Origin of the sequence: Thalassotalea agarivorans, from assembly GCF_030295955.1 — a bacterium.
GTDB lineage: Bacteria > Pseudomonadota > Gammaproteobacteria > Enterobacterales > Alteromonadaceae > Thalassotalea_D > Thalassotalea_D agarivorans.
Genome location: NZ_AP027363.1, coordinates 3200676 through 3214615 on the forward strand (window position 1 = coordinate 3200676; position 13940 = coordinate 3214615).

The 13940-nt window shown below is 42.3% G+C and carries 11 protein-coding genes and 1 pseudogene; 3 read left to right on the forward strand and 9 right to left on the reverse strand.

The genetic code is table 11. The features are described from left to right. Positions 1–80: 80 nt before the first annotated feature. On the reverse strand, positions 81–1304 hold the full coding sequence (locus tag QUD85_RS14670; protein WP_218139585.1) for a c-type cytochrome: 1224 nt from the start codon (positions 1302–1304) through the stop codon (positions 81–83). Between the two features lie 220 nt (positions 1305–1524). On the opposite strand from QUD85_RS14670, the gene yihA reads away from it, so the two are divergent. Next, the gene (gene yihA, locus QUD85_RS14675; RefSeq protein ID WP_093328699.1) at positions 1525–2157 is read left to right on the forward strand and encodes a ribosome biogenesis GTP-binding protein YihA/YsxC; all 633 of its coding nucleotides are present in this window, start codon (positions 1525–1527) and stop codon (positions 2155–2157) included. A 58-nt stretch (positions 2158–2215) separates the two neighbouring features. On the opposite strand, the gene QUD85_RS14680 is transcribed toward yihA, so the two are convergent. Next, positions 2216–4609: a glycoside hydrolase family 31 protein gene (locus QUD85_RS14680; protein ID WP_093328700.1), complete on the reverse strand. Its 2394-nt coding sequence runs from the start codon at positions 4607–4609 to the stop codon at positions 2216–2218. A gap of 457 nt (positions 4610–5066) precedes the next feature. Beyond that, positions 5067–7694: a DUF2339 domain-containing protein gene (locus tag QUD85_RS14685; RefSeq protein ID WP_093328702.1), complete on the reverse strand. Its 2628-nt coding sequence runs from the start codon at positions 7692–7694 to the stop codon at positions 5067–5069. Between the two features lie 268 nt (positions 7695–7962). On the opposite strand from QUD85_RS14685, the gene QUD85_RS14690 reads away from it, so the two are divergent. After that, positions 7963–8535 (forward strand): PEP-CTERM sorting domain-containing protein, encoded by a 573-nt coding sequence (locus QUD85_RS14690; protein WP_093328704.1) that lies wholly within the window; start codon positions 7963–7965, stop codon positions 8533–8535. A 47-nt stretch (positions 8536–8582) separates the two neighbouring features. Here QUD85_RS14690 and QUD85_RS14695 read toward each other — a convergent pair whose 3' ends face one another. Then, positions 8583–9206 carry a hypothetical protein gene (locus QUD85_RS14695; RefSeq protein WP_093328705.1) on the reverse strand — a complete coding sequence of 208 codons (624 nt, stop codon included), beginning with the start codon at positions 9204–9206 and terminating at the stop codon, positions 8583–8585. A 210-nt stretch (positions 9207–9416) separates the two neighbouring features. Here QUD85_RS14695 and QUD85_RS14700 point away from each other — a divergent pair. Beyond that, positions 9417–9716, forward strand: a pseudogene (locus QUD85_RS14700) (permease); the annotation flags it as partial. Between the two features lie 29 nt (positions 9717–9745). Here QUD85_RS14700 and QUD85_RS14705 read toward each other — a convergent pair. The 5 genes from QUD85_RS14705 to rimK are packed head-to-tail and all read right to left on the reverse strand — an operon-like array spanning position 9746 to position 13936. Beyond that, a complete protein-coding gene (locus tag QUD85_RS14705) occupies positions 9746–10669 on the reverse strand; it encodes a CorA family divalent cation transporter (RefSeq protein WP_093328709.1) in 924 nt (307 codons plus the stop codon). Between the two features lie 23 nt (positions 10670–10692). After that, positions 10693–11553: a mechanosensitive ion channel family protein gene (locus QUD85_RS14710; protein WP_093328710.1), complete on the reverse strand. Its 861-nt coding sequence runs from the start codon at positions 11551–11553 to the stop codon at positions 10693–10695. Further along, complete coding sequence (locus QUD85_RS14715; protein WP_093328712.1) at positions 11554–11982, reverse strand: ATP-dependent zinc protease family protein; 429 nt, start codon at positions 11980–11982, stop codon at positions 11554–11556. After that, the gene (locus QUD85_RS14720; protein WP_093328766.1) at positions 11979–13013 is read right to left on the reverse strand and encodes a succinylglutamate desuccinylase/aspartoacylase family protein; all 1035 of its coding nucleotides are present in this window, start codon (positions 13011–13013) and stop codon (positions 11979–11981) included. Before QUD85_RS14720 ends, QUD85_RS14715 begins: the two co-directional genes overlap by 4 nt. Before the next feature lie 17 nt (positions 13014–13030). Then, a complete protein-coding gene (rimK, locus tag QUD85_RS14725) occupies positions 13031–13936 on the reverse strand; it encodes a 30S ribosomal protein S6--L-glutamate ligase (RefSeq protein WP_093328713.1) in 906 nt (301 codons plus the stop codon). Between the last annotated feature and the right edge of the window lie 4 nt (positions 13937–13940).

A 13940-nucleotide genomic window follows, 5' to 3' on the forward strand; every position in this document is an offset into this window, starting at 1 on the left:
ACTTATTACCAAGGTAAGTACCAAGTTTTGAACATAAAAAAGCAGCCTATTGGCTGCTTTTAAAATGTTATTAATCTAGCTTATAAACCCGACGCAAACTCTGCTAATGCAGCCATTTCTTCGTCAGACAGTTTAATCGCGATATTTCTCATCATACCGTTTAGGTCGTTAGCACGGCCGCCAGTTTTAAATAATGCTAGCTGCGCTTTAATGTATTCGCTGCTTTGTCCTTTAAGCGACGGGAACTTAGCTAAGTCCATACCTAAACCGCTTGGGCTATGACAACCAGCACATGCGGTAATGCCACGCTCTTCGTCACCACCGAACCAAAGTTTTTGGCCCAATGCGTTTGTTGCACCTGTTTTAGCGCGAGTGTTTTGTTGTGCTGAGAAGTACGCTGCTAAGTTTTTCATGTCTTCTTCAGAAAGGTTAGCTACTTGACCCGCCATTATAGCGTTGTCACGACCTTCAGGACCTTTTTTGAAGTCCATTAATTGTTTGAATAAGTAACCTTCGTGCTGTGCTGCTAAGCTTGGGTACATGGCAACTTGTGCATTACCTTTATCGCCATGACACGCTGCACATACCGCTGCTTTCGCTTCGCCTGCTTGTACATCGCCTACGAATACTGTTTTTTCAGCTGCTACAACTGCTTTGCTCATTGCAGGTTCTACCGTTGGGTCAGCAAAGTATGCACCGATATCAGCAATGTCTTCATTCGTTAATAATGAAGCATAAGTGTTCATTGCTGCATCTTGACGCTCACCCTTTTGGAAATGCGTTAATTGCTTAACAATGTACTCAGGATGTTGGTTTGAAAGGTTAGGGTAGATCAATACTTTGCTGTCGCCGTTGTCACCATGACAACCTGTACATGCTGGAATATTACGCGCTGCGTCACCGTTTTCGTATAGTGCACGGCCAGCTGCTGCATTGGCAATGTACTCAACTTTAGCAGGAGCCGCGTCTGCTGTGTCGCCACCGGCTGCTGCGCCGCTCATATCTAAACTTGCAAAATACGCACCTAAATCAGCCATATCTTGATCTGAAAGTGGCATCGCCATTGGCGCCATTACCGCGTCGCCACGGGAGCCATCTTTAAACGCTTTTAATTGTTTAACAATGTATTCTGCATGCTGACCCGCAAGGTTCGGATAGTTGTCGGCAATACCAATACCATTTTGACCATGACATGCTGCACATGTAGCCGCTTTTGTTTTACCTGCGTCTACGTTACCTTCTGCAGCATTAGCGCTAGCGATTGCGCCTAATCCTAACAATAACGAAAAGATGACTGTTTTCATTGATTTACTCTCTATTATGCTTTTGCTCTAGACAACCGTTTGAGGCTATTTAGAAAGCTAAGATATTCGTACGTATAGTTTTAAAATTCCTCGCATTTTACACCATATATTCTGCGGTGTAACTTCCATAAACAAAAAAAACCTATAAAAAGTGTGATTATTTCGTTTTTCTCGTCGCATACGATTATAATAGCCGCTGATCTATGGTTAAGGAGTTCTTATAAGCGTGTCAGCCATCAAACTATCAAAAGCAAAGTTTACAATCAGTGCCCCAGATATTCGAAAATTACCTATCGATGCTGGCATTGAAGTCGCGTTTGCTGGTCGTTCAAATGCGGGCAAATCAAGCGCCTTGAATACACTAACCAACCAAAAAAGTTTAGCACGTACCAGTAAAACACCTGGGCGCACCCAATTGATCAATGTTTTTGAGGTTGAGCCTGAAAAACGTTTAATCGATTTACCCGGCTATGGCTTTGCCAAAGTACCGCTAGAAATGAAAAAGAAATGGCAAAAAGCCCTTGGCGAGTACTTGCAAATGCGAGACAGCTTAAAAGGCTTAGTAGTACTTATGGACATACGCCATCCTTTAAAAGATTTAGACATGGATCTTATCCACTGGGCAGTTGATAGCGGTTTACCGGTACTTGCACTACTAACCAAGTGCGACAAACTCAAAAAAGGGCAACAAGCCTCACAAGTGTTGTCGGTGAAAAAAGCCTTAAAAGAACTTGGTGGTGATATAAAAGTGCAGGCATTCTCGTCATTGAAAAAAACGGGATTAGAGTCTGCAAACCAAGTCATTTGCCAATGGTTTGATCAAGAAGTGAATGAAGCAGAGGGCGAAGTTTAATCGCACCTGAAACAACACGGTTATAAAAAAGGCGACTCAATGTCGCCTTTTTCTTTGCTTATTTTTGCGTAATCTTAACTGTTGCTAACTGATGTTGCCATGCAAATGTAACCGTCAGCTTTTGCGTTGTTTCGTCATATTCAAAAGCATGGGGTTCACCGGCAAGTTCGACACCTGCTACTGCTGAAATATTATGGACCACTAACGTAATCGAGCGTTGCGCTGGCATTCCTTTGTACCCTTGCCCCTGTGCGGTGCGGTTTAAGCTAAACGAAAGCGTTTTACCTTGCGTTTGCGCATCAAAACTAAGTAACTCAAATGCCTTGTCAGTTAAACTCGTTGCCGACATACCGTCATCTTCATACATGGTGGCACTGTGCGGGGCAGTGCTACCGTCAAAGTAGTAATCTAGTTGTAGTTGCGCGCTACTGTAATCCTGGGTCGATTGCACCACAGGTACACTTGGAATAATGGCACCACCGCGCACTAACACAGGCATGGTTTCTAGCGTTAGCGGGTAGTCGATTGTTTGCCCCCCTTCATAAGCGCGAGTAGAAAAATAATCAAACCACTTTCCAGCCGGCAAATTGACCTCAATACTAGTTAGTTTTGGATCGGTGACTGGTTTAACTAAGAAGCTATCACCCCAAAAATATTGGTCTTTTTCGTCGATCAAGCTGCTATCTTGTTCGTTTTCGAAAAACATTGGTCGCATTAGTGGCATACCCGTGGTGCTATTTTCATAAGCTAATGTGTACACGTAAGGCAGTAACTTGTAGCGAAGATTAATATAGTCACGCGCTATGCGAATGGTTTCTTCGTCGTGAAAGACTGGCTCTGGCGCAATATTGTCTTGCGCATGCGGACGATAAATTGGTTGAAAGACGCCATATTGTAACCAACGTAGGTATAGGTCTTGGTCAAAAGCTTCACCGCCTGCAAAGCCGCCTAAATCCGAATGCGTATAAGCAAGGCCTAGCAAACTCATTTGCAGCGATAACTCTACCTGGGGTTTCAATCCGCCCCAACTACGATTGACATCGCCCGTCCACGGGATCAGACCAAATCGCTGCGATCCTGCAAAACCTGCTCGCATGATTATAAATTGACGCTGTGCAGGGGTAAGTTCATGCAGCGCATCGCGCACAACCTGCGCCCACTGATGTCCGTATGCGTTGTGAATTGCGTCGCCGGTTACTGTCATGTCGGCGTCGCTAACATGATGTAGCATTGTCGCTGGGTGCACTTCTGGCTCACCCAAGTCACCCCATACACCAGTAACACCTTGTTTTGCTAAACGCTTATAGACATCACCAAACCAAGCTTTGCCTTTATCATCAAAAACGTCAATTAATCCGGTATTACCAAAGTAGAAATCAAACGTTTGTGGGTTTTTACCACCGGCATTTTTACCCAGTACGCCTTTAGCCTTGGCTTCTTCCCATTTGCTAGAAGACGTTAATACAAAAGGTTCTGTAATCAGAACAGTGTTGACCCCTTGCGCTTGCAACTGACTAATCATTTGCTCTGGCGCTGGAAAGGTATTCAAATCCCAATCTAGATTACCCATATGGCCTTGAATGTCTGGGCCAAACCAAAATAAGTCGAGAATAATAGAATCGACAGGTACCTTATGTTCTTTATACGCAGCAATGGTATCGATTACTTGTTGTTGAGATTTATAGCCAAATCTCGAAGCGTGGTTACCAAAAGCCCAGCGAGGAGGAAGAGGTTGCTTGCCGGTGATGTTTACATATTCATGAATAAGCGCAGGATAACTCTCACCTGCCGCAATAATGTAAGCACTGCGTCCGCCTGATGCTTCAAACTGCAGTACATTTTTTTCGCTGTACCCTAAATCAACCCAGCCAGCAGCACTATTGTCGAACACTATCATGTATTTTTTGTCAGACATCACGATAGGCAGACTGTAATTCATTTGTGTTGATTCGGTTTCATAACCGTAGTCAGCCTTGTTGTATAATGGCAAGCGCATACCACGGCGATTCATGCCTACGACACGCTCACCAGTGCCCATAAGTTTTTCGTCATCGGTTAAATGGAAACGAAAACCCAGTGCGGTTTGATAGTTAAAGTAGCCCGCTTCTTCCGCTGCTAGCAATTTGTTCTGTTGATAGTAGCTAATACGCAGTGGCGACTTGTAGATAACCGCAGTCAGATCGTCTGCTTCAAATAACAAGCGCTCTTCTTCAACAGTTAAGCTTGCCTGCGCATTAAAATCTTGCGTTGGATCGATGGCAAATGACGGCAGTTGTTTTTGGTCTGCCAGATAAACCACTTCAAACGCTTGTGAAGATAGTGGTGCAATGACCACTTCGTGCTTATCTGTTTGTATATGTAATTTGCCATTCTTTAATTGATGGCTTTTGTAATCTGCGCCTGCACTAACAAACGAGACACTGAGTAAAATAAATAGAACTATTCTTTTCATGCGTTAAACGCTCGATACTTGTTGTTCCTTTAAGAGTATCAAATTGCTCGGATTATGCGCTATTACATACGTATTCAATCGATACCTTGGCAGACTTTGCTCCATGCTCCTTGTTCCATGCTCCATGCTCCTTGTTCCATGCTCCATGCTCCTTGCTCCTTGCTCCTTGCTCCTTGCTCCTTGCTCCTTGCTCCTTGCTCCTTAAAGCCTACCAAAAAACAGGCAAAAAAAAGCCGCTGCTAAAAGCAACGGCTGGGTATAGCTATGGGGAAAGCTAGAATAAAAAAAATTATTACAACAATTGTTCGCTAAGAGAACGATTGTGATTATAGAGCATGTGCTCTACTAAAGTAAAGTCTTTACTCTAAAAAATTTATAAAAAATCATCAAACAATGTTCACAAACTAATTAAAAATATAGTAAGCACCTGTTTTATGACGATTTTATTATTCTGATTCTAACTTTGTTCAATAGGAGTGCGTTGCAGTTTTTGAAACAGCCAGCCTATGCCGACTAAACATAAGCCTAAACCTATAAAGCTAAATGCTCGATAAAGCCCCTCTAAATTCGACATATCAATGCCAAACACTTTTAAAATCACAATGGCCAAGCCGATAAAGCCAGCATTGCGTAACCAATCATGTTGCTTGTGTTGCGCCAAAAAAATCATCGCTGTTGATAACGCTAGCCATACAAACGAATAGGTATAGAGCTCGGCTTGTGGTATGGGTGTATACAGCTTAATCAATCCTTGATGATACAAAGCTCTAATTTCACCATTAATAAAAAGCACGCCAAGTAAGGCAACAGCACAATAGATGGGTTTAACAAAAAGCGGTTGTACAAGTTTAAATCGGACCAGTAAATAAAGTACAACGGCTGGCAGTAGCCATTGTAAAAATAACCAGTTGATCACGCCGCCACCAACATGTTGGTTTGTTAGAAATGGGCTATGAACAAGCGAAATATCTAATTGCAACAGCGTCGCCCCGCCTATAAGTAGCGCTCCGCCATACTGATATAGTGTGCTTAATGATTTGGTTAGGGTCGCTCGATACAAATACACTACAGCAAGCAATAACCAATTAAACGACAACAAAATAGATTCGTGGTAACTCAATGCGGCGAAATCTGGATAGCTGCCTATCAGCAAATAACTTGTCTCTGTTGTCACCAACAGTGCAAGCACATGAATCAGCACGCCAGTAAACCATGGGCGTAATTGAGTTGAAGGATTGTATTTCGAAGCAACCCAAATAAGCGCGATCACCAGTGGATAAACAACCACCGTCCACCGTAGCTGCAAAATTGTTTCGGCTTTATAAGACGCTAACCAAGGCGCCATCGTTAGCCTAGTGAGCACAACCAACAAGGCAACTTTATAGATCCAGTTTGGAATAGCGACGTTAAATTTGCGACTGAGATAGCTCATAGTCGCTACCTGAGCAACAATAGCTATGGTTAATGTGCTCGCCGACAATAACATGGTTAAACATAAGGTAAGGGTGGCATTGGCTAGCACTAAATAGGTTACTTGATGAAGCTTTTCATCAGTGCGCCTTGCCGCCATTGATGCGATAGCGCCAATGCACAGTAACTCTAGCGCCCAAATAGGATACAGGGTCGATTCGGCGGCTGGTTTCGCGAAGATGTAGCTCAATCCATAAAAGCTTATAGGTATTAACACCATCAGTAGCAAATAACTTACGCGTGCTTTATCTACTTTTAACATGGCAACGCAAGTACCTAAACCTAGCACTACCGCCACTTGCACATACAAATAGTTTCCTGAAAATGGGAAGAAATAATCTTGATAAGAAACCGGTAACGGCAGTTGTAAAAAGCTGAACAATGCAAACCCAAGCATCAGGAAATGCCAACTATCAAGTGCGCTATGACGAATAGCGGCAAAGGTAACAACGATAAACAACACCAAGCTTAATGAAAGCGTATTCAAGGAATTCGGATGCAGCCATAGATAGAACATCGCAAGAGAAAATATGGCCACTACCGCAGCTTGCTCTGTGCGAGGCATAAGCAAAGCGACAATACTTAATGGTTCCTTAAATGTTTGTTTTAAATTCCAGCCAAGCAGGTTGGTAAAAACAAACAGATAAAAAGAAGCAAGTAAAAACATTGATATGGTGACAATGTCATTAACATCTGCAATGGCAACCGCTAGTGCAAGCCAGACAAAGTGACCAATGAAGCTTTGCCACCATAACCAGGTGTTTTTCACCGCATCTGCAACCCAAACGGCTGAGGCAGACACAATGCCGATAAAAATCAGCAAAGCGGTTACATTGTTAGAACCTGTCGATACCAATGCTGGCACTAAATAAGCGCCTATTAGTCCAATAGCAGCAAGCAGCGGACCAAAACGCAGCGCCAGATATGTTGCCAGCAAAGCGACGAACCCTAATAAGACAAAAGCTATATTGGGCGTAATGAAAGAATAAAAATCAAACGCGACAAATGCCATGGCATAGCAAGTCACCACTCCTCCGCTCGCCAACGCAGCGCAGAAATAGGCATTATGGATATTAAATTTATCTGCATTTCGATTGGCATATTCGGCAACGACAAGCAAAGTTACACCGAATAGAGCGCCTAGGGTAACCCGCACACTTGGCGGCACTAAACCTGCTTCAATGGCATATTTTGCAAGAAATATCCCTCCTAACGCCAGCACGATAGCACCTAACCAAAACAAGCCATTGCCTTTGATCAGTTTATCCAAATCAAACCTTGTTGCTGGCTTAGCTGATTTTACTTGGATTTGCGCAAATGAGGATTGTTGCTTTAGATAACGAGTGCTATCAATGGATTGGTTACGAACAGGTGCTGTTACAGGTGCTTGTTTTGATGCGGGTTTATCAACAGGCGAGACTTCTTCTTTAGCGCCCTTTGCCGTTAATTGGTCTTTTAACTGCTCAATCTGAGCTCGCTGCGCTTCTACTCGCGATTCAAGAAAAGATAAGCGCTCGCGAAACGTTTCAATTTTGCCGCGATTGACAAAAGCAGTAAAAGCCCCGACAAAAATAAATAAGGCAAGAATAATGACAACCAGCAAAATAAAATCCATGTAACTTCCCGTGAAAAATCAGCGCAAGGCGCATTTCATGCTGCGAGCTTTTCCAGTTTGCTTGATTATCAAAGCGTTAGCAAGGCACTAACACATTTATCCAATCAGACTCGAAAACTGTCCGATTTTTTTACAAAGATCACCATTCGAACATGGTTACTTGATAAATAACTATATAATTCAGTTATTTAAATCAATGGCATAATGGTTGCTAGTGTGTGACTGTTAAGAAAAACTTAATTAGTCTATCAGCATAAAAGGAATAACAATGAAGAAACTAATTGCATCTGTTTTTGCGTTATTAGCAACACTTAGTTTTACCGCAAACGCTGGGTTAATCACATACGTTAAAAAGACAACTAACGATGGTGTTTATAGTATTACTCAAGCTCAAGCCGATTTCTTAGGCGTGTCCGACGCCGACCATATTGCCTTTCTTCGTTTACGCGAAGGCAATGGCATCACTTGGGATGTAGGTGATTATTTTGATCCAACTACTGTGTTTAACAGCACCGGTAATGACGCCAAAATTCTAGGATTGTTTAATGGTTTGAATGGCGATTTGTCTTACGTGGGCGGTTCATTCGCAGCATTCACCATGGCAACAATTCAAGTAGACAGTTCAGGCTTTTACCAAGGTATCATGTTCGCCTTTAACTCAGCTTCGGGCAATATTGTGTTTAATGGCACATCAACATTTAATAGCGGGCAATCACGCGGCGCTATTGGTTCAGTGGTGCCAACCGGAGCTCGTGTCGATGTACCAGAGCCAGAATCTTTAGCGTTACTGAGTTTAGCCCTTCTTGGTTTAGTCGCCGTGCGCAAACATAAACGTCGTTAATCAAGGCATTTTTAGTTCAAAACGGCTCATAAAGAGCCGTTTTTTGTTTACTCCCCCACAATTTTATCCCCAAGCCAAGCGGAAGCATCAATAGGAGGGTTGGTTGTGCCATTGGCGCCATTGACAACAGCTGGTCGCTGCTCAAAAGGGTTATGCTCAGGAGATATCTTGTACAGATAACTTTCGATATCCATGGTATCTTGCCCACCATTTTTTAATTTTAAAGTTGCATACCAGCGGTAAACAACGGTTTCAGCAGCGAGAATTTGGTTATTTAAGTAACCATCGAAACTACAGTAAAACACTCTTTCTTGCTCAACAGAGATCGTGCCGTTAATAGACAAATTACACGCTGTTTGTGGATTGTTTAGCCGATAACGCGATAATTCTGTATCTACGTAATAGGCTGGCTCAGCGCTATTTGAGGTAAAAGCGACCTCCATATCAATATCGCCTACTAATTCATAGGCCGAGCCTTGTATCGGAAATTCGACAATAAATTCCACCAGTGAAGGCGACTGTGAATTTGGGCTATATCGCACCCTTGATTGCGCCTGTTGAAATTCAGGTGGTGTTAAAGCATTAAGTACAGGGGTGTCTTCAGATGGTGTGCAACTAGATAAACAAAACGACAGTGCAAAAGCACCAGTAATGACAGAAAGAATACGCATAAATAACGTCCTGTTAGTTATGCCAAAGCATAAACATCATCGCTTAGGCAGGATGAATGGAATATTATGCAAAGCATGTTTTGTGCCAGACAAATTGTTGGCATATTTCAGTACGTTACAACAGAGCATTTATGCCGGTGTAAAAAATTTCGGCACTTTTCGGCTACTCTTCGATACAACAATCATCTTTTAGAAACGCAATAATGTCATACTGAGTTTATTTCTTCTATTGCTAGCGATGACAACCCTTGGGCTATTCCGGTAGCTGCCGTTATTGGTGTGCCTCTATATATTCGCGCAAAAGCTGTTATTCCACTAAGCGCCGCATTGGTATCAAAAGGTATGGGACTAGGCGCGGTTATGGCATTGATTATCGGTAGCGCTGGTGCCAGCTTAACAGAAGTGATTCTTTTAAAATCATTGTTTAAAAACAAACTTCTGTTTGCTTTCTTAACCGTTATCTTTTCAATGGCAGTACTTGCAGGCTTCTTTTATCAATACATCTTTTAATAAACTGCTGTAGCTAACAAATGTGTTGGCTACAGCCATTTTCTTAGTTTCATGACAATAAACACCACCACGCCAATACCCGCCATTGCACCTAATAAGAACCAAAAGGCATTGGGGAAGTCTGTGCCAGGTAAATCCGCCACGTTCATGCCAAATAAACCAGTGAGAAATGATAAGGGTAAGAAGATAGCGGTTACTAGGGACAACACGTACATCCGCTCATTTTGCTTTTCTGAAATCGCTAGCCTAATTTCCTCGAGCACTAACGCACTGCGTTCTCTAATAAGTACTAGGTTTTCAAGCATGCGATGAACCCTATCCACTTGCTCTTTTATTTGGAATTTTTGCACTTCGTTTATTAACTGCAGTTTTTGTTGTAACAGTTCATAGGCATCTTTTTGCGGGACCATAAAGCGTTTAATTTGAGCCGCATCTTTGCGCATCGTAATAATAGCCGGGCGATCAATATCAGTGAGTTCTTTACTGACTTGTTCTTCTGCTAGATCAGTTAAGTCTTCAATATCCTCTATTTGCTGACTAACTTTGTCGGTAACTCTTTCAATTAATTCACATAGCCAGTCGCCAGCATCGTTAATTTCACTGTTTGCAGCAATCGTTTGTTTTAACTCCCCGATAGAACGCAGGTTTCGACCTGCTTTATTAGCCGTAATAACAAGATCTTTAGTGAACCAGATTCGAAGCGACACCATGTCATTTGAATCTGCATCGGGATTGAAGTTTATTGCGCGTAAACAGATGAATGCGCCGTTTTCTATCGGCAAATATTTTGGGCGAGTCTCTTCTGCAAGCAAAGCCTCGAGCGCAGCAATGGGTAAGTTGTAGTGTCCGATATCTGCGCTATTGTCTTCGTCTTCTATAACGATATGGGTCCAGGTAAAAGCTTGTTCTTTCCCTTCAACAATACAGGTAAATTCTTGTTTTAGTTTCTGCATGACTATTTACTTACCCCTCTTGATTACTTATCTAGCTTTAAAACACCATCTATGTGAATATCTCGCTGCGGGTATGCAACAACAAGTTCATTTTCGTTAAAGGCCTTATCTAGTGCAAAACGAATGTCGCTAGAGACTTTCCTTAGTCCACCTTCAACTCTAGAATTAATCCAAAAATAAGCTTCGAAAACCAGCGCGTTGTCACCAAAGTCCATAAAAAATATGCCTGGCTGATGGCGAATATCATTCAGTACTTCGCTTTGCGATGACACCACATCAAGCATGATGTCATGCACTTTTTGGCAGTCGCTACCATAGGCAAGCCCAACAGACACTGAACCTCTTACAAGTTTGTCTCTTAGCGTCCAATTGATAACGGTGTTCTCTAGTAATTTGCTATTAGGGATAAGCATATGCACGCCATCTACGCGTCTAACCCGGGTTGAACGTGTGTTAATTTCTTCAACGACACCTTTAACCCCTTCAACCTCGAGGAAGTCACCTATTCGAATGGGCTTTTCGCCCATTAAAATCCAACCACTAATGAAGTTGTTAATGATGTTTTGCGCACCAAAACCAAAGCCAATTGCGATTGCACCTGAAAGAAACGCAAACGCTGTAATTGGGATGTTCAACATCGATAAAGTGGTAATAAAGATAGCGACTAGCGCGACGATGTATAACAAGCGCTGAACCAGCTGGATAACATTAGGATCTTTGTCCTTTTTCTCCATCACAGAACCCAACTTTTTAATGAGCATGTGCGCCACCCACAAGCTCACCAATAACCACAACGGTATAGTTAGCACTTCCATTACCGTAATGACACGTTCATTGAACGTAAATAATGGATAATCTAACCACTGAATAATTTGGTCAATCATTTACTCTCCCGTTGCCACAAATGCGCTAGTTGGATCAATTAAGAAGGGCGTCATTGCTTGGCGCCCCAATAGCATCAAATACGTCATATCGGATCTATTGGTCAATGTAATTTCGATATCCCACTTATGCGCACCGAGAACTGCAGGTGTTTTAATGACATATCGTTGTTCGCTAATACCATTTGACGACTTCACTCTGCGAATATCATGAAGCAATGCTTTGCAACTAATTACCTTATCGACATCATGCACTTCTGGATGTATGTCGAAAGATACCGCAGGTTTGTTATCAATCTGAATTCTTTGAATATTATCAACATGCAAAGAAGACGTTTGTGCACCTGTATCCACTCTAACTGTCATTTGACTGATAGCCAAGTTTGGTAAGTCAATATTCTCTATATGACCAATAATCAGCTTGTTTTTCATAACATATTCATCTTTGTTTCTGGGTCACTCGTTAGTTCAGCTTCCATATTTTCAATATGTTCTGCAATGTCCTCGTCGTTTTCTGCAAAGAAAGCAATGTGGTACATAGCTTCCCCTTCTTGTACTAAAGGTATATTTTGCTTGCCAATAATAACGCCACTTTTGTTTGCGATAACTTGTCCTAACACCTCGCCATAAGGACTACCAATTTCGGCAAGTATATCGCCTTTTTGCACCTGATCGCCCATATCAAAAAACTGCGTTACAAAGCCGCTGCTTGTTGCTCTTACCCAACTGCTCTTATTGGCAATAAATTGATTCGCTAGCTTTCTCTTAGAACGACCTTTTGGCACCATTTTAAGATGTCTCAATACATTAACGATCCCTTGAATACCAACTCTGATCGAAAACTCATCAAACCTTAACGCCTCACCCGCCTCAAACAAAAGCACTTTTGTATTGCTTTGTTCAGCTGCTTGTCTAAGTGAACCTTCTAGAATGTCAGCATTAAGAATCACGGGCGCACCGAATGACTTCGCCAACTCTAGCGTATCATCATCCGACAATTGCGCTCTTATTTGCGGCAAGTTAGAACGATGAATAGCGCCGGTATGTAAATCAATACCATAATCACATTGACTCACAATTTCCTTGAGAAAAATATCTGCCAATCGTGCTGCCATAGAACCTTTTGACGAACCAGGGAAGCTTCTATTTAAGTCCCGCCTATCTGGCATGTACCGGCTTTGATTGATAACACCATAAACATTGACCATAGGTACAGCGATCAGCGTGCCTGCTGATATTTTGAAGTTTTTTAGGTTAATCAATCGCCTAATAATTTCTATACCGTTTAACTCATCGCCATGGACAGCAGCGCTAACGAAAATAGTAGGCCCTGACCTTTTACCACGCATGATATAAACAGGTAAGTTGACTGCTGAGTCTGTATATAGCTTAGCCACAGGCAACTCTATTTGCTTTGTTTCACCTGGAAGAATTTGATGTTCACCAATAGTTAACGCGCGCATTTTTACCGTCATTTTAATTAGCCTTTGCCTTTCGTTTTAGTGGCATTAAACTTCGCATTTTTTTCTAGAAATTCAATCACTTTCCCAGCGACATCCAAGCCTGTAGCCACCTCTATACCCTCTAACCCTGGAGAAGAATTTACTTCCATCACCATCGGACCAGTGTGTGAACGCAATAAGTCTACGCCACAAAAATTAAGCCCCATCGCTTTCGCTGCATTGACCGCCGTCTGACGCTCTTCTTTTGTCAGTTTAACCACTTCAGCACTGCCGCCACGATGTAAGTTAGATCTAAATTCACCTTCCGCGCCCTGACGTTTCATTGCGGCAACCACACGACCGCCAACAACTAAGCAACGAATATCTGCGCCACCCGCTTCTTTTACAAATTCTTGTACCAAAATATTGGCTCTTAATCCCATAAAGGCTTCGATGATACTTTCTGCCGCTTTTGCTGTATCAGCCAATACTACGCCAATGCCTTGCGTACCCTCCAGCAACTTAATGACTAAGGGAGCACCACCGACATTCTTGATAACGTCTTTGATATTGTCAGCTTTACTTGCAAAACCTGTGCGTGGCAAACCAATGCCTTTACGAGAAAGTAATTGTAAAGAACGCAACTTATCTCTCGAACGACTAATTGCAACCGACTCATTTATATTAAACGTACCCATCATTTCAAACTGACGCGCTACAGCAGTGCCGTAAAATGTTATTGATGCGCCTATCCTTGGAATAATCGCGTCGTATTTGGGTAGTTCTTCACCATGATATCGCACGGTTGGGCGATTACTGGTTATATCCATGTAACAATGCAAGGTATCAATAATATCAACCTCATGTCCGCGCAATGACGCTGCCTCTTTCAATCGCTTGGTTGAATATAAATTTGGTCCTCTAGATAAAATAGCTATTTTCATAATG